The sequence below is a fragment of the Streptomyces sp. NPDC059009 genome (genome assembly GCF_042740175.1).
GTDB lineage: Bacteria > Actinomycetota > Actinomycetes > Streptomycetales > Streptomycetaceae > Streptomyces.
The window spans coordinates 1-14,816 of record NZ_JBHYJB010000012.1 but is presented as its reverse complement, the minus strand read 5'-3'; the positions used below and the strand labels follow the sequence as shown (position 1 = coordinate 14,816).

General features: G+C 73.3%; 15 protein-coding genes. 9 read left to right on the top strand and 6 right to left on the bottom strand.

Going from position 1 to position 14,816, the window contains the following annotated elements:
* Positions 1–21: 21 nt before the first annotated feature.
* Entirely contained in the window at positions 22–489 is a 468-nt protein-coding gene (locus ACFWYM_RS14350) for a LuxR C-terminal-related transcriptional regulator (RefSeq protein ID WP_384835282.1), read from the bottom strand.
* 203 nt (positions 490–692) lie between these two features.
* On the opposite strand from ACFWYM_RS14350, the gene ACFWYM_RS14345 reads away from it, so the two are divergent.
* Positions 693–1,154: a hypothetical protein gene (locus ACFWYM_RS14345; protein WP_384835280.1), complete on the top strand. Its 462-nt coding sequence runs from the start codon at positions 693–695 to the stop codon at positions 1,152–1,154.
* A 16-nt stretch (positions 1,155–1,170) separates the two neighbouring features.
* Here the strand turns inward: ACFWYM_RS14345 and ACFWYM_RS14340 are convergent, their stop codons facing one another.
* Positions 1,171–2,472: a diacylglycerol/lipid kinase family protein gene (locus ACFWYM_RS14340; RefSeq protein WP_384835278.1), complete on the bottom strand. Its 1,302-nt coding sequence runs from the start codon at positions 2,470–2,472 to the stop codon at positions 1,171–1,173.
* A 146-nt stretch (positions 2,473–2,618) separates the two neighbouring features.
* Here ACFWYM_RS14340 and ACFWYM_RS14335 point away from each other — a divergent pair, with 146 nt between their 5' ends.
* Positions 2,619–4,085 (top strand): DUF2252 domain-containing protein, encoded by a 1,467-nt coding sequence (locus ACFWYM_RS14335; protein ID WP_384835275.1) that lies wholly within the window; start codon positions 2,619–2,621, stop codon positions 4,083–4,085.
* An 8-nt stretch (positions 4,086–4,093) separates the two neighbouring features.
* Here the strand turns inward: ACFWYM_RS14335 and ACFWYM_RS14330 are convergent, their stop codons facing one another.
* Entirely contained in the window at positions 4,094–4,966 is an 873-nt protein-coding gene (locus ACFWYM_RS14330; RefSeq protein ID WP_384835272.1) for a YhjD/YihY/BrkB family envelope integrity protein, read from the bottom strand.
* 154 nt (positions 4,967–5,120) lie between these two features.
* Here ACFWYM_RS14330 and panD point away from each other — a divergent pair, with 154 nt between their 5' ends.
* The 4 genes from panD (at position 5,121) to ACFWYM_RS14310 (ending at position 7,387) form a co-directional block, all read left to right on the top strand.
* A complete protein-coding gene (gene panD / locus ACFWYM_RS14325) occupies positions 5,121–5,546 on the top strand; it encodes an aspartate 1-decarboxylase (protein WP_384835269.1) in 426 nt (141 codons plus the stop codon).
* A gap of 49 nt (positions 5,547–5,595) precedes the next feature.
* Positions 5,596–6,006 carry a GNAT family N-acetyltransferase gene (locus tag ACFWYM_RS14320; protein ID WP_384835266.1) on the top strand — a complete coding sequence of 137 codons (411 nt, stop codon included), beginning with the start codon at positions 5,596–5,598 and terminating at the stop codon, positions 6,004–6,006.
* Positions 6,007–6,128: 122 nt separating this feature from the next.
* Positions 6,129–6,842: an aspartate/glutamate racemase family protein gene (locus tag ACFWYM_RS14315; protein ID WP_384835263.1), complete on the top strand. Its 714-nt coding sequence runs from the start codon at positions 6,129–6,131 to the stop codon at positions 6,840–6,842.
* Between the two features lie 353 nt (positions 6,843–7,195).
* Positions 7,196–7,387, top strand: a complete 192-nt coding sequence (locus tag ACFWYM_RS14310) for a hypothetical protein (RefSeq protein WP_384835260.1) — start codon at positions 7,196–7,198, stop codon at positions 7,385–7,387.
* A 12-nt stretch (positions 7,388–7,399) separates the two neighbouring features.
* Here ACFWYM_RS14310 and gndA read toward each other — a convergent pair whose 3' ends face one another.
* A complete protein-coding gene (gene gndA, locus ACFWYM_RS14305; protein WP_384835257.1) occupies positions 7,400–8,848 on the bottom strand; it encodes an NADP-dependent phosphogluconate dehydrogenase in 1,449 nt (482 codons plus the stop codon).
* Positions 8,849–9,038: 190 nt separating this feature from the next.
* On the opposite strand from gndA, the gene ACFWYM_RS14300 reads away from it, so the two are divergent.
* Both ACFWYM_RS14300 and ACFWYM_RS14295 read left to right on the top strand, forming a co-directional pair.
* Complete coding sequence (locus tag ACFWYM_RS14300) at positions 9,039–10,013, top strand: acetylxylan esterase (protein ID WP_384835254.1); 975 nt, start codon at positions 9,039–9,041, stop codon at positions 10,011–10,013.
* A 150-nt stretch (positions 10,014–10,163) separates the two neighbouring features.
* The gene (locus ACFWYM_RS14295) at positions 10,164–11,537 is read left to right on the top strand and encodes a transglycosylase family protein (RefSeq protein WP_384835251.1); all 1,374 of its coding nucleotides are present in this window, start codon (positions 10,164–10,166) and stop codon (positions 11,535–11,537) included.
* A gap of 69 nt (positions 11,538–11,606) precedes the next feature.
* On the opposite strand, the gene ACFWYM_RS14290 is transcribed toward ACFWYM_RS14295, so the two are convergent.
* Both ACFWYM_RS14290 and ACFWYM_RS14285 read right to left on the bottom strand, forming a co-directional pair.
* Positions 11,607–11,915 (bottom strand): DUF1905 domain-containing protein, encoded by a 309-nt coding sequence (locus ACFWYM_RS14290; protein ID WP_384835248.1) that lies wholly within the window; start codon positions 11,913–11,915, stop codon positions 11,607–11,609.
* A gap of 58 nt (positions 11,916–11,973) precedes the next feature.
* Positions 11,974–13,020 carry a DMT family transporter gene (locus ACFWYM_RS14285; RefSeq protein WP_384835245.1) on the bottom strand — a complete coding sequence of 349 codons (1,047 nt, stop codon included), beginning with the start codon at positions 13,018–13,020 and terminating at the stop codon, positions 11,974–11,976.
* Between the two features lie 214 nt (positions 13,021–13,234).
* Here ACFWYM_RS14285 and ACFWYM_RS14280 point away from each other — a divergent pair, with 214 nt between their 5' ends.
* Positions 13,235–14,014 (top strand): IucA/IucC family C-terminal-domain containing protein, encoded by a 780-nt coding sequence (locus tag ACFWYM_RS14280; RefSeq protein WP_384835242.1) that lies wholly within the window; start codon positions 13,235–13,237, stop codon positions 14,012–14,014.
* Positions 14,015–14,816 lie beyond the last annotated feature (802 nt).

Genomic DNA, 14,816 nt, shown 5'->3' with positions numbered 1-14,816 from the left:
CTCGCAGCGGGACTGAGGCCGCTAGAGCAGGTCCAGCTCGCGGGCGTGGCGCACGGCCTCGTCCCGGGAGGACGCGCCGAGCTTGCGGTACACGGCCCGCACATGGCTCTTGACGGTGTTGTGCGAGATGTACAGCTCGCTCGCGATCTGCCGCAGCGGTACGGACGCCTGGAGCCGTCGCAGCACGACGAGTTGACGATTCGTCAGCGTGGGGGCCGGGTGTGCCGGGCGCGGCGCACGGTCGCCGTTGGCCGGCACCGAGGCCAGCACCGCCGCGGCCTCGTCGACCAGCGCGCCCGCGCACCGGGGATCCGCCACGTCCCCCGCGATCCGCACCAGGGCCCCGGCGACCCACATGAGGCAGGTCGTCATGGTCGCGTCCGCGGCATCGGCCCCGGAGTTCAGGGAGCGCAGCCGCTCGTGCAGGACCGACAGGTGCCCGTCCGCCCCCGAGCGGTGGATCGTTCGCGTGCACACCACCGCGGGCATGCCCCTCACCTCCCCTTGTGCAGGGCATCACCTCTCCACGGTGGAAGGGCGGCCTCGTCCAGGGGTAGACGCTTGTCGGCCGAGTTTTTATACGGCCTTTACCTGGGGGCGGCTCATCCCTTGTGGGTGACCCGGTGGGGCCGGGCCGGGCGCGATGCTCGGGGTTCACCGATGCTCGGGGTTCACCGAGGAGGAGGTTCGTCATGGCTGAGCAGACCTCGCCGGACCGGACCCGGTCCAACACGCCCGAACCGCAGCCGCACATCAGCCCCGTCTCCCTCGGCGGAGTCGTCTTCGCCGCGTGCGTCATGGGCATCGTCGGCGGCTACAACGCGATCGCCGGACTCGCCGGGATCCTCAACGAAAACTTCTACCAAGCACAGGACGACTACGCCTTCGACTTCGATGTGAACGGCCGCGGCTGGGTGCAGATGATCACCGGCGTCGTGATGGTCGCGGCGGCGATGAACCTCTTCTCCGGCCGCACCTGGGCCCGCGCCGTCGGCATCCTCGTCGCGGGCTTCAGCGCCCTGGAGAACTTCTTCTTCACGCCCTACTACCCGGTGTGGTCGGCGATCATCATCATCCTCGACATCGTGGTGATCTGGTCCCTGACCACATACGGCCACCGCGAGGCGCACAAGGCGTACGGGGCGCCGATGTAGCAGGCGCAGGCGCCGACTACGCCTTCCGCCGCCCCGAGGACAGCCCGAGCCTGCCGAGCCGGCGCCAGTCGAGCGTCGGGCGCTCCCGGTACGTGCCCGGCCGGTTCCGGGGCACGATCACCCGCAGGACCCGCGGCCGCACCTCGCAGTGCACCGGCACGCGCATGCGGACGGCCTCCCCGTCGAGGCCGACCGGGATCCACTCCTGGTCGGCGTCGACGAGCACGGAGGCCGCCGTCGCCCGGACCAGCCCCGCGGACCGCTTGCCGCGCAGCAGTCCCGTGGCGTGCGCCGCGTTCGTCACCCGCACCCCGACGCAGCCGAGGGTGCCGGTGTCCAGGCGGGTGCGGCGGCCGAGCCCGGCGATGTCCCTGGTCCCGTAAGGGTTGTTGCTCACCAGCAGCGCCTGCGGATCGGTGAAGGCGTACTCCCCGGCGCGCGCCGTGAGCCGCGCGCCGCGGTGGCCCGCGAGCAGTTCGGGCAGGAGCTCCAGCGTGGTGCGGGTCTTGTCGTTCCGGTACGAGGGGCTCTGCACGACCTCCGCGTACGCGCCGAACGACACGTTGTTGACGAAGGGCCGCCCGCCCGCGCGCCCGAGGTCCACCCGCAGCTCCACCCCGTCGTGCAGGGCGTCCAGGGCCCGCGCCGGGTCGTCCCGGTCCAGGCCCAGGTCGAGCGCGAAGTGGTTGCGGGTGCCCGCCGGTATCACCAGGAACGGCAGGTCGAGGGCGGCGGCGACCTCGGCGACCAGGGCCTGGGTGCCGTCGCCGCCCGCGACCCCGAGCAGATCGGCGCCCTCGGCCGCACACTTGCGGGCGAGGGACGCGACATCGGTCTCCTCCCGCCACTCCAGGCACACCACCTCGGCCCCCAACGCACTGGCCCGCTCCCGCAGTTCGAACCGTCGCACCTTGCCGCCGCCCGACCGCGGATTCATGATCAGCACCGGGTGGCGGAACGCCGGGGCCGGGTGCTCCGGCATCGGGGAGGCGGGCGCACGGGTGGCCAGGGCGGCCCGACCGGTGCCCGCCGCCAGCAGCCACAGCGCGGCGGAGACCAGGACCACCCACAGGAGCCGGGCCCGGGTGAACTCCACGACCACCCACACCGGCGCGGCCAGCGCGAGCACCACCGCGAGCAGCCGCAGCACCCCCCGCCTGCTGAGCACCCACCACACCGCGGCGGCCGTGACCGCCACCCCCACGAGCCCCACCCCGAGCAGCCCGAACGTCCGTACGCCCGCGAACACGCCGAGGACCAGCACCGCGGCGGCGGCAGCGGCCAGGGACGCACGGGCCAGCCAACGCTGTCCACGCATCGTCGATTCCATGCCCCGGAGTCTCGGGCCCGGGGCCGGGCCGGACCTCACCCCTGGAAGGCGACCTCACACCGGCGGGGTGACGCCGAGCGGCCGGGCGGTGACCAGAGTCCCTGCCGCAGCGAGGGACAGCGAGGGAGCGTGCCATGACAGGGCCAGAGACCGAGACGCAGACCGAGACGCAGGCCGAGACACAGACCGAGGCCGAAGCCGGGACGGCGAGCCGGCACCTCGGCGCACGGGAGAGGGCCGCCCTGGGCCGCGCCGCCCGGTCCCGGGCCCCGCGCTCGGCCCACGCCGAGTTCGCGCCGGGCCCGGACCGCCCGGACCCGGTCGACGTGCTCGAGCGCCAGTCGGCGAGCAGGGTCGCGGACCTCGTGCCGATCCGGTACGGGCGCATGCTGGAGTCGCCGTTCCGCTTCTACCGGGGAGCCGCCGCACTCATGGCGACCGACCTCGCCACCACACCCGCCAGCGGCCTGAGGGCCCAACTCTGCGGCGATGCCCACATGTTGAACTTCCGGCTGCTCGCGTCACCGGAGCGGCACCTGATGTTCGACGTCAACGACTTCGACGAGACGCTCCCCGGCCCCTGGGAGTGGGACGTCAAGCGGCTCGCGGCCAGCCTCGTCATCGCCGCGCGCGCCAACGGCTTCAGCCGCGGCGAGCGCGCCCGCGTGGTGCGCGCGGCGGTCCGCTCGTACCGGACGTCGATGGCGGAGTTCGCCGCGATGCGCACGCTCGACGTCTGGTACGCGCGCATCAACGCGGACGACCTCTACGCGAGCCTGTCCGCCCGCCTGGACGCGCGGTCGCGCCGCCGTCTGTCCCGCGCCCTCGTCAAGGCCCGCACCCGCGACCACCTGCAGGCCCTGGAGAAGCTGGCCCGGACCGTCGACGGGGAGCTGCGCCTCACCCCCGACCCGCCCCTGGTGACCCCCCTCGACGACTTCCTCCCCGGGGTCGAACGCAAGCAGCTGGAACAGCAGTTGAGGGAGCTCATCGACCGGTACGCGCGCACGCTCCCCGCCGACCGGCGGGCCCTGCTCGCCCAGTACCGGGTGGTCGACATGGCGCGGAAGGTCGTCGGCGTGGGCAGCGTGGGCACCCGCTGCTGGATCATCCTGCTGCTCGGCCGCGACGACCGGGACCCGCTGCTGCTCCAGGCCAAGGAGGCGCAGACATCGGTGCTCGCGGAGTTCGCGGGGCAGAGCGGCCACCTCAACCAGGGGGAGCGGGTCGTCGCCGGGCAGCGGCTGATGCAGGCGGCCGGCGACATGTTCCTCGGCTGGGAGCGGGTCGAGGGCCTCGACGGCCGCGAACGCGACTTCTACATACGGCAGTTGCGGGACTGGAAGGCCATCCCGCAGGCCGAGACGATGAACCCTGACGTCATGCGGCTCTTCGCCCGCACCTGCGGGCTGACACTGGCCCGCGCCCACGCCCGCTCCGGCGACCGCATCGCCATCGCCGCCTACCTGGGCCGCTCCGACGTCTTCGACCAGGCCGTGGCGCGCTTCGCGGAGTCCTACGCCGACCAGAACGAGAGGGACCACCGGGCGCTGGCGGCGGCGGTGCGGACGGGCCGGGTGACGGCGGCCTCCTCGGAGTGATCAGGCGATCAAGGTGACTTGGGGACGTCGGGGGAGCCCGGGAGGCGGGAGAGCGCCCCGGGAGCCGCAGTGCGCTCGGGGGAGGGCGGGGCCGCCGGGCCGAGCCGCCGCCGCAGGAACTCCTCCTGCGCGAGCATCCGCCCGACGGCCACACCGAACACGACGACGGTGAAGAACACGATCAGCCAGGACAGCACCGTGAACACGGAGCCGAGCGCCCCGTACCGCTCCACGCTCAGCCGCAGCGCGCGCGGCAGCCACAGCCCCGAGACGCCGCAGAACAGCACCACGCCCGCACCGGTCAGCACGGCCCCCGGCAGCAGCGGCAGCCACCGCACCCGCCCGGCGAGGAGCAGATGCTGGGTCCACCACCACATCAGGACCGCGGCCACCAACTGCAGGGGAACGCCCAGGATCGCGCCGGCCCCGAAGGCCCGCCGCAGCATGCCCTGCACCACCAGCATCACGATCCACACGAGCAGCCACACCGCCCAGCGCCAGGCGGTGAGCCGGACCCCGGAGCGGGGCAGGTGCCAGGAGCGCTCGCACAGGCGCTGCAGGGCGCGGGTGAAGGCCGTCGCGGACAGCAGCGCGACCAGGACCCCCGCCGCCCCCCAGCTGTGCGCGGCGACGTCCTCGCCCCGGTTCACCGCCTCGACCTGCGCCACCACGGGCCCGCCCGACCCCATCAACGTCCGCACCGACCGCAGCAGTTCACGCTCCACGGCCGCGGGGGCGAACGAGGCCACGGCGATGAGCATGGGCAGGGCCGCCAGAAACGCCTGCGCCGCGAGCCGTGTCGCCATGTCGAGGATGTTGACGTGCACGAGCTGCTGGACGAGCCGGCCCACGAGCGGCTGCGCGGCACTGGTGATCGTCATGCCCGTCTCCTCCCGGGACCCGGAACGCTCCTGGAGGCAACCCTCGGACTGGGCGGCCCACGGCACGTCGCCCGATCCGGGTGACGCTGTACCCTGACCGACAGCCCTTGACCTGCACTGACGCGGGCAGGGAGCCTACTTTCAGGAGTGCCTCATGCTGCGCACCATGTTCAAGTCCAAGATCCACCGCGCCACGGTCACCCAGGCCGACCTGCACTATGTCGGCTCCGTGACCATCGACGCGGACCTCCTCGACGCCGCCGATCTGCTGCCCGGCGAGCTCGTCCACATCGTCGACATCACCAACGGCGCGCGCCTGGAGACGTACACCATCGAGGGCGAGCGGGGCAGCGGCGTCATCGGCATCAACGGAGCGGCCGCGCACCTCGTCCACCCCGGGGATAGGGTCATCATCATCAGCTACGCCCAGGTCGACGACGCCGAAGCCCGCGCGCTGCGGCCCCGGGTCGTGCACGTCGACGAGGGCAACCGCGTCGTCGCGCTCGGCGCCGACGCCTCCGCCCCGGTACCGGGCGCCGACGACATGGCGCGCAGCCCGCAGGCGGTGCCCGCCTCCTAGCCGTACGACGGAGGGCGGTGCCGCCCCGAGCAGCCGATGGGTGAGACCCATGAGTGAGACCGACGGCGGCATCGTCATCCGGGACGACCGGGCCCGAGGCGTCCTGGAGGCGCTGGCACCGGCGCAGACACAGACACAGACCCGGGCGCACGGGGACGGACCGGCCGGCAATGAGCCCCAAGTGGTGGGCCAGATCGTGTACTTCACGCTGGACACCCCCGCGGCCGCCCTCGTCCCCGTCCACACGGAGGTCCTGCCCGCGCACGAGGGCCAGGGCATCGCCGGGCGCCTCGCCCGCGAGCTGTACGCGACGGCCGCCCGCGAGGGCCTCGACGTCGTGCCCCTGTGCCCGTACGTCGTGAAGTGGGCCGAGAAGCACCCCGACGAGGCACCCGCCGCCCCGCCCGAGCTGCTGCGCGCCGCCCTCGACAAGGTGAAGTCGGACCCGACCGCGTGGTGAGCGCGTCGGCGGCCCGCTGAGCTCACTGAGCGCGCCCCGCCCGCCCGCATGCTGGGCACGCCGGAGCGCGTCTCCGCGACCGTGATAGAGCTCGTCCCGCCGTGCCCTGAAGGGGACGCCGCATGGCGATCACGGAATCACGCAATCGCGGAATCACGGAAGAGGAACTCATCGTGCACACGGACCCGGCGACCGCCCCTGCCCCCGTCCTCGCGCTGCTGCACACCTCACCCGTGCACATCCCCGTCTTCGAGGCGCTGCGCGAGCGCGACCACCCCGCCCTCACGCTGCGCCACCACGTCGACGAGACGCTCCTGGCCCGGGCCCGCGTCGAGGGCCCCGAGGCCGTCGGCGACGCCGTCGAGGCGGCGCTCGCCGAGGCCGCCGCGGGGGCGGCCGCCGTGCTGTGCACCTGCTCCACGATCGGCGGCGTCGCGGAGGCGCGGGCCGCCGCCGTCGGAGTGCCCGTCCTGCGCGTCGACCGGCCCATGGCGGCCGCCGCGGTCGCCGAGGGCCCCGCCGTCGCCGTGGTCGCCACGGTGGAGAGCACGCTCGCGCCGACGGTCGCGCTCGTCGAGGAGGAGGCGGCGCGGGCGGGCCGGGCCGCGGATGTCCGTACCGTCGTGGTCCCGGGGGCCTGGGAGTGCTTCGAGGCGGGGGACCAGGAGGGCTATCTGGGGCTTGTCGCGGGGGCGGTGGATGCGGTGGCCGGGGGCGTCGATGCGGTGCTGCTGGCGCAGGCGTCGATGGCGGAGGCGGTGGGCCGGGTCACGACCCGGGTGCCGGTTCTCGCCAGCCCGCGGCTGGGGCTGAGCGGGGTGGCCCGCTTGGTGTGAGGGGGCCTCCGGCGGTTCTTTCCCCGATCCCGCCCCTTCCCGAATCCGCCGACTCCGTCGGCCCTGGGGCACCCGTATCGCCGCTGACGCGGCTCGTCCTCAAGCGCCGGACGGGCTATCCCTATGGGCGGGTGGGCCGCGGCGCTTGAGGACGAGGCCGTTCAGGCCGATCGGGGGTCTAGGGGCGCAGCCCCAGGACGGGCGCCCCAGGGCGACGGAGTCGCGGATTCGGGAAGGGGCGGGATCGGGGAGAAGAACAACGCGTGGACTCGGCGGGCGCGGGCACGCGAGGCGGGAGAGAGTGGAACGACCGGCCGGTGACCCGGCCCTCCGACCCGCGGGAGGCACCCGCCATGACGAGCCCCTTCCCCGACCCCGTCCCGCCCGGGCCCACACCGGGCCCCGGCCCCGACCCCGGCGGCCCGCCCGTCCCGGACCCGCTGCCCCCGGACCCGGTCCCGCAGCCCTCACCGTCACCCATCCCGAAGCCGCCGGGCCCCGATCCCGTACCGGAACCGGAGCCGCAGCCGTCACCGCTGGGCTGAGCCCGTCGGGGCTCAGTCCGTGGAGACCTCGGAGCGGTCCCCGCCCCACAGCGTGTGGAACGAGCCCTCGCGGTCCGTGCGCCGGTAGGTGTGCGCACCGAAGAAGTCCCGCTGGCCCTGCGTGAGGGCGGCGGGCAGCCGCCCGGCGCGCAGCGCGTCGTAGTACGCGAGCGCCGCCGAGAAGCCCGGCGTGGGCACGCCCTGCTGGGTCGCGGCGGCCAGGACCGCGCGCCAGTCGTCCTGCGCGGCCGCGATCTCCTGGGCGAAGTCCGCGTCCGAGAGCAGGCTCGGCAGGTCGGCACGGGCGTCGTACGCGGCGCGGATGCGGTCCAGGAAGGCCGCCCGGATGATGCAGCCGCCGCGCCAGATAGAGGCGACCTGGCCCAGGTCGATGTCCCAGCCGTACTCCTCGCTGCCCGCCGCGATCTCGTGGAAGCCCTGCGTGTACGAGACGATCTTCGAGGCGTACAGGGCCTGTTCGACCTGGTCGGCGAAGCGCGCGGCCGCCTCCTGGGAGAGGGGCTGTGCGGTCGGGCCCGTCAGGTGGCGGGACGCGGCGCGCAGCGCGGTGTGGCCGGAGAGGGAGCGGGCGAACACCGCTTCCGCGATGCCGGACACCGGCACGCCCAGGTCGAGCGCGATCTGCACGGTCCAGCGGCCGGTGCCCTTCTGTTCGGCCTGGTCCTGGACGACGTCCACGAACGGCTTGCCGGTGGCCGCGTCCACGTGGGAGAGGACCTCCGCCGTGATCTCGATCAGATACGAGTCGAGACGGCCGGTGTTCCAGGTGCGGAAGATGTCCGCGATCTGCGCGGGGGAGTACCCGGCGACATCGCGCAGCAACTGGTACGCCTCCGCGATCAGTTGCATGTCCGCGTACTCGATGCCGTTGTGCACCATCTTCACGAAGTGCCCCGCACCGTCCGGGCCGACGTGCGTCACACAGGGCGCGCCGTCCTTCGCCTTCGCGGAGATCTTCTCCAGCATCGGGCCGAGCGCGGCATACGACTCCTCGGAGCCGCCCGGCATGATGCTCGGGCCGAGCAGCGCGCCCTCCTCGCCGCCCGACACGCCCGTGCCGACGAAGTGGATGCCCTGCTCGCGCAGTTCGCGCTCGCGCCGCCGGGTATCCGCGAAGTGCGCGTTGCCGCCGTCCACGATCATGTCGCCGGGCTCGAGCAGCGGCGCGAACTCCTGGATCACCGCGTCCGTCGGCTCGCCCGCCTTGACCATGATCACCAGTCGGCGCGGTCGTTCCAGGGCCGCGACGAACTCCTTCGCCGTCTCGGCCGCGATGAACGCGCCCTCGCTCCCGAACTCCTCGACCAGGGCGTGGGTCCTGGCCGCGGTGCGGTTGTGCAGGGCGACGGTGTAGCCGTTGCGGGCGAAGTTACGGGCGAGGTTGCGGCCCATGACCGCGAGTCCCGTGACACCGATCTGGGCTGAGGTGCTGCTGCTCATGCCTGTGGCTCCTGGGTCGTTACTGCCGTCGGTTGTCGGCTATCGGTTATGGCGTTCTAGTGCACGTCGTTCCGGAATGGGCGGGAAGAGAAATCGTTCCGAAGTGGTGGACCTTGCCAGGTCCGGTCGTCAGTATCGCCCCGCTGGCCACCATGACTTCCCGACACTGTGTCCGAAGGAGTAGCCGCCCGTGCCCCATTTCGACCTTCCGCTCGACGAACTGCGCCGGTACCGGCCGAAGTTGACCGAACCGGATGATTTCGACGCCTTCTGGGAGACGACCCTTTCGGAGGCGCGCGCACACGACCTCGACCCGTGCTTCGACCCCGTAGAGACACCGCTGACCGGCGTCGACGTCTTCGACGTCACCTACGCGGGCTTCGGCGGCCACCCCGTCAAGGGCTGGCTGATCCTGCCCGCGGGGACGCATGCGCCGCTGCCCGCCGTCGTCGAGTACATCGGGTACGGGGGCGGCCGCGGGCTCGCGCACACGCATCTGCTGTGGGCGGCGGCCGGGTTCGCGCACTTCGTGATGGACACCCGCGGGCAGGGCAGCTCGGGGGACCGGCCCGGCGACACCCCGGACCCGGCCGGCAGCGGGCCCGCGTACCCGGGCTTCATGACGCGCGGCATCGAGGACCCGCACGCGTACTACTACCGGCGCGTCTACACCGACGCCGTGCGGGCCGTCGAGGCGGCCCGGTCCCATCCGCTGGTCGACGCGGGCCGGGTCGCGGCGCTCGGCGGCAGCCAGGGCGGCGGCCTGACCATCGCCGTCGGCGGCCTGGTGCCGGACCTCGCCGCGATCGCCCCCGACGTGCCGTTCCTGTGCGACTTCCCGCGCGCCGCGACGCTCACCGAGCGGCACCCGTACAAGGAGATCGCCCTGTATCTGCGCGGCCACCGGGGCGCCGACGAGCAGGTGTTCAGGACCCTCTCGTACTTCGACGGCGTGCACTTCGCCGCCCGCGGCCGCGCCCCCGCCCTGTTCTCCGCGGCGCTGCAGGACGAGACCTGCCCGCCCTCCACCGTCTTCGCCGCCTTCAACGCGTACGCGGGCGCCGAGCGGTCCATGGAGGTCTACTCCTTCAACGACCACGAGGGCGGCGGCCCCTTCCAGCGGGAGGTCCAACTCCGCTGGCTGCCGGGCTACTTGAGGGAGTGAGTCCGGGACGCCCGGCCGGCCATCCCTGACGGTCGGGTTCCGGCCACTGCTGAACACCCCCTCGGCGCACGGCTCTTGTCATGGCTGGGGCACACCGGCTAGCTTGCCGCCCGTCGTGTGTCTGACGTGTGTGTGTCTGAGGGGGCTCCCATGGCCGTACGTGGTCGGCACCGCCGATACCAGCAGAGTCGCATCAACCGCGCCTCCCTGACCGTCACGGCGGGCGGCGCCGGAATGGCGCTCCCCCTCATCGGCGCGGGCTCCGCACACGCCGCGGACGTCGACACCTGGAACAAGGTGGCGGCCTGCGAGTCGACCAACAACTGGAGCATCAACACCGGCAACGGCTACTACGGCGGCCTCCAGTTCACCCAGTCCACCTGGGAGGCGTACGGCGGCCGCGCCTATGCGCACCGTGCCGACCTGGCCACCAAGGACCAGCAGATAGCCGTCGCCGAGAAGGTCCTCAAGTCTCAGGGCCCCGGTGCCTGGCCGGTCTGCTCCGGCAAGGCGGGCCTGACCCGCGGCGGCGACGCCCCCGGCATCAACCCCATGGGCGGCGAGCGCACGACGCAGACCCGCACGGCGAAGGCCGTGCCGAAGACCCCCGCGCCCCCGAAGCGCGCCGTCAAGGACGTCAAGCCCGAGGTCACACCGCAGTCCACGGCGGGCACCGCCCAGATGTACACGGTCGTGCACGGCGACACCCTCTCCGGCATCGCCGAGGAGCGCCGCGTCCCGGGCGGCTGGCAGCGCCTCTACGAGACCAACCGCCGCACCGTGGGCGCCGACCCGGACCTGATCACCCCCGGCCAGCGCCTCACCGTGCGCGCACCGGCCCCGCAGCGCGACAAGAGCGGGCACACGTCGGACGCGCGCGACTCCCGTGACTCCCGTGACGCGCGCGGCAAGAAGCTCCCGACGCACGAGGAGCGGACGAAGCAGGCCCAACGCGCCAAGCAGGCCAAGGAGTCGAAGGAGCGCGAGGCGCGGGAGAAGGCCGCCAAGGAGGCCAAGGAAGCCAGGGCGGCGAAGGAGCGGGCCGCGAAGGAGAAGGCGGCCAAGGAACGCGCCGCCAAGGAGCGGGCCCAGAAGTCGAAGGCCAGGCCCGCCTCCAGCCACGCCTACACGGCCCCCGTCTCCGCCTCGCCCAGCACCCCGTACCGCGCGGCGGGCGGCTCCTGGTCGAAGGGCTACCACACGGGCGTCGACTTCCCGGTCGCCACCGGCACCTCCGTCAAGGCCGTCACCTCGGGCCAGGTCGTCTCGGCGGGCTGGGCCGGGAGCTACGGCTACGAGGTGATCATCCGGCACGGCGACGGCCGGTACAGCCAGTACGGCCATCTCTCGGCGCTCAGCGTGAAGGCCGGGCAGAAGGTGGTCGCGGGCCAGCGCATCGCCCGCTCCGGCTCCACGGGCAACAGCACGGGGCCGCACCTCCACTTCGAGATACGGACGGGCCCCGCGTTCGGCGCGGACGTGGACCCGCTGGCGTATCTGCGGGCGCACGGGGTGTCCTTCTAGACCGCGGCGCGGGAGCCGGGAGGGAGGGCGAGGGCTCGACCCTGCTCCAGGCGAGACGGAAGGGAGGGCTCAACCCCGCCCCAGGCGCTCCTCCAGCCGTACGGTCACGGTGTCGCCCGGCCCCTTGCCGATGGCCTTGCGCAGCTCGGCCTTGACGGGGAGCTTGTGCGTGCCGTCGCCCAGAGCCATGAAGGAGCTGCGGAACGGCTGCCCGTCGATGGTGCCCCGGACCTTCACCAGGCCCCGGGTGCCGAAGAAGGCGACTGATTCCGGCCAGACCAGATACGTCCAGCCGCCCTGCGCGGGGCTCTTGCGCAGGACGGCGGTGAACTCCTTGTCGAGTGCGGCGCCCGCGCCCGTTTCCCGTGTGCGTGTCATGGCTGTCCCTCCGTCTTCCATGGTCGTCACCACGTAAGACGGCCGCACCCCGGGAAACTCATCGCATGCCGCCGCCGATCCGCTCACGGTGGTGGCCGATCCCGGGCCGGCGGGGCGGGCGCGCGGCGGGTCCGCCGGGGCTCAGGGGGCGCGTGGAACGACTCGGCTGGGCGGGCATGCCGGGAAGCTCGCCCGTGCCGCGCGAGGCGGCGTCGGGGCGCCCGGCGGCGAGCTGCTCGGCCGTGCGGCGCTCGGAGGTGAGCCGCTCCGTCGTGAGGAGGATCAGACCGCCCGCGGCGACCACACCGCAGCCCAGGGCGAGGACGGTGCCCGCCGTGCCGTAGCGGAAGGTTTCGCCGAACAGTGTGAGACCGACGACCGCGGCGACCACCGGGTTCACGACGGTCACCGTCGACAGCGGGGCGGCAAGACCCGCGCCCCGGTACGAAGCCTGCGAAAGGAGCACGCCCGCCGCGGCGAGCACGGCGATGACGGCGAGACTGGGCGCCTGCCGGGCGAGCGGCGCGTGCGCGTCCCAGTCGACCGCCACCGTCTTCGTGAACACCGAGGCGATGCCGAACGCGACGCCCGCCGCCCCGGCGAGCAGCATGCTGCGCACCGCGGGGTGCCGGTGCACGGCGCGGGCCGCCACCATCAGGGCCACCACGCCGCCCGCCGTCACGAGGGCGACCACGACGCGCTCAGCGCTGTCCAGGGACTGCGTGAACGACGGCGCGTCCGGATCGGCGGCCGACGTCAGCGACAGCAGGCCCGCCAGGCCCACGGTCGCCATGATCGCGCCGCGCCAGGCGGCGGCACCGGCCCGGCGCCGTACGAAGAACGCGGCCATCGGCAGCGCGAAGACGATCGTGAGCGCGCCGAGCGGCTGCACCAGGCTGAGCGGACCGTAGGCGAGGGCCACCACGTGCAGGACGGCGCCCACGCCGTTCAGCGAGACGCCCGACCACCAGGCGGCGCGGCGCAGCGGTGCGTAGCGCGAGCTCTCCGGTGTCGTCACCGCGACCCGTTCCTGCAGGATCGCCCCGCCCGCGTACGCCACCGCGGAGATCAGGGAGACCAGCACGGACAGCGCGAGGGCACTCATGACGTGCTCCTCGACGGGCGGGGCGCCGGCTGGGCCCGCTGCGGCGAACGGTCGGATTCCATGTTCACCACGATGTCGCGTGAAAGGCTTCACGTCGTCGTCCCTGAGCACTCATTGACTCCTACTACCGATGGAGTACGACCGGCCCCGGCTCCTCCCCTGGGCGGTGGACCCCAAGTACGACCCGGGTCCGGCCACTTGCTGTACTTCTCCCGTGACGACCCGCGATCCCCTTCCCGGCCTGACGGCGTCCGACCTGGCGGAGCTGGCGTCGGTGGGCGGCTTCTTCGCGCTGCGCACGGCTCCGCTCACGGAGGGTGCGGGGCCGGTGTCCCTGGCGGCCGCGTACGCGACGGCTCCGAACCCCCGCTCAGGCGCCGACCAGGACCCCCTCACCTTCCGCGTGACCAAGGTCGCCGAGCGCCTGGGGGCTCCCGAGGCGCGGATCGCGGTCTCGGTGGCCCAGCTCGGCCTCGCGGCGCGCCTCTGGTCGGTGGCGCTCGGCTGCGCGGCTCTTTACGGCCGCGTGCCCGACCTCTCCCCGGAACTCCTGCGCTGGGACCCGGACGCCATGTCACCCGACGACCTCTGGCTGCCACCGGACACCCCCACGCACACGGCCGACGCGGCGCACATCCAACAGGCCATCCAGCACTCCCACTTGGAGCCGCTCTCCACCGCACTCCGCGCCCGCCACCACATCTCGCCCCGACTCCTCTGGGGCAACGCGGGGTCTGCGCTCGCGGGTGCGGTTCGCGAACTCGACGCCTGGGCCAGGCGGATGGGTCGTCCGGAGGTGTCCGTGCGCGCCGAAGAGCTCACCACCGAGCTCTTCGCCCACCCCGACCTCCGCCCGACCGGCACCCGCTCGGCAACGGCCTTCCGCCGCCGCAGCTGCTGCCTCTACTACCGCTGTCCGGCCGGCGGCCTGTGCGGCGACTGCTGCTTCGCGCGCCCACCACGACGGCCCACCCCGTCAGCCCCTCCGGCTTGACGTTCACCCCTGCCGGGGGCTTCTTCCCCAACCCCGCCCCTTCCCGATCCGGCAACTCCGTCGCCCCTGGCGCACCCTCCTGGGGGCTGCGCCCCCAGACCCCCCATCGGCCTGAACGGCCTCGTCCTCAACCGCCGGACGGGCTGAAAGGCACCCCCCCCCGAGGCTGAAGGGGCCCGTCCCCGCGCCGGAGGGGCGGCCAGGCCGGGCGGGCGGGCGGCGGGGAAGGGTGGGCCGAGAAGACGGCCTGAGGCGGACGAGCGACCGGCCGGGGGCGGCCCACAGCCCGGCGACCGGCTGAGGACGGCCCGCAGGCGGGCGGCTGGCCGAGGGCGGCCTGTAGAGGGGGACCAGCTGAACATGGCCTGCAGCCGCACGATCGGCTGAAGGCTGCCCGCAGACAAGGCGATTGGATGAAGACGGCTTGCAGCCGGTCGGCCAGCTGAAGGTGGCAGGCAGGCGGTCGAAGGCAGGCGGTCGAAGGCGGTTCGCGGCCGGGTGACGGGCTGAAGTTGGCCTGCAGTTGGACGGTCGGTCGAAGGTGGCTCGCCAGGGGGACGATTGGCTGAGGGTGGCTTGCAGGCAGGCGACCAGCTGAAGGCGGTTCGCGGCCGGGTGATGGGCTGAAGACGGCCTGCGGCTGGACGGTTGGTCGACGACGGCCCGCAGCCGAACGATCGGGCGACGACGGCCCGCAGCCGGACAATCGGTCGAAGGCGGTTCGCGGCCGGGTGATGGGCTGAAGACGGCCTGCGGCTGGACGGTTGGTCGACGACGGCCCGCAGCCGAACGATCGGTCGAA

What these genes read in the sequence shown, in the direction of transcription:
- ACFWYM_RS14340 (WP_384835278.1), bottom strand. Translation starts at nt 2,472, where the DNA reads ATGCGTGGACAGCGTTGGCTGGCCCGTGCGTCCCTGGCCGCTGCCGCC.
- ACFWYM_RS14310 (WP_384835260.1), top strand. Translation starts at nt 7,196, where the DNA reads ATGACGAGCCCCTTCCCCGACCCCGTCCCGCCCGGGCCCACACCGGGC.
- ACFWYM_RS14285 (WP_384835245.1), bottom strand. Translation starts at nt 13,020, where the DNA reads ATGAGTGCCCTCGCGCTGTCCGTGCTGGTCTCCCTGATCTCCGCGGTG.
- panD (WP_384835269.1), top strand. Translation starts at nt 5,121, where the DNA reads ATGCTGCGCACCATGTTCAAGTCCAAGATCCACCGCGCCACGGTCACC.
- ACFWYM_RS14350 (WP_384835282.1), bottom strand. Translation starts at nt 489, where the DNA reads ATGCCCGCGGTGGTGTGCACGCGAACGATCCACCGCTCGGGGGCGGAC.
- ACFWYM_RS14330 (WP_384835272.1), bottom strand. Translation starts at nt 4,966, where the DNA reads ATGACGATCACCAGTGCCGCGCAGCCGCTCGTGGGCCGGCTCGTCCAG.
- ACFWYM_RS14345 (WP_384835280.1), top strand. Translation starts at nt 693, where the DNA reads ATGGCTGAGCAGACCTCGCCGGACCGGACCCGGTCCAACACGCCCGAA.
- ACFWYM_RS14320 (WP_384835266.1), top strand. Translation starts at nt 5,596, where the DNA reads ATGAGTGAGACCGACGGCGGCATCGTCATCCGGGACGACCGGGCCCGA.
- ACFWYM_RS14290 (WP_384835248.1), bottom strand. Translation starts at nt 11,915, where the DNA reads ATGACACGCACACGGGAAACGGGCGCGGGCGCCGCACTCGACAAGGAG.
- ACFWYM_RS14335 (WP_384835275.1), top strand. Translation starts at nt 2,619, where the DNA reads ATGACAGGGCCAGAGACCGAGACGCAGACCGAGACGCAGGCCGAGACA.
- ACFWYM_RS14315 (WP_384835263.1), top strand. Translation starts at nt 6,129, where the DNA reads ATGGCGATCACGGAATCACGCAATCGCGGAATCACGGAAGAGGAACTC.
- gndA (WP_384835257.1), bottom strand. Translation starts at nt 8,848, where the DNA reads ATGAGCAGCAGCACCTCAGCCCAGATCGGTGTCACGGGACTCGCGGTC.
- ACFWYM_RS14295 (WP_384835251.1), top strand. Translation starts at nt 10,164, where the DNA reads ATGGCCGTACGTGGTCGGCACCGCCGATACCAGCAGAGTCGCATCAAC.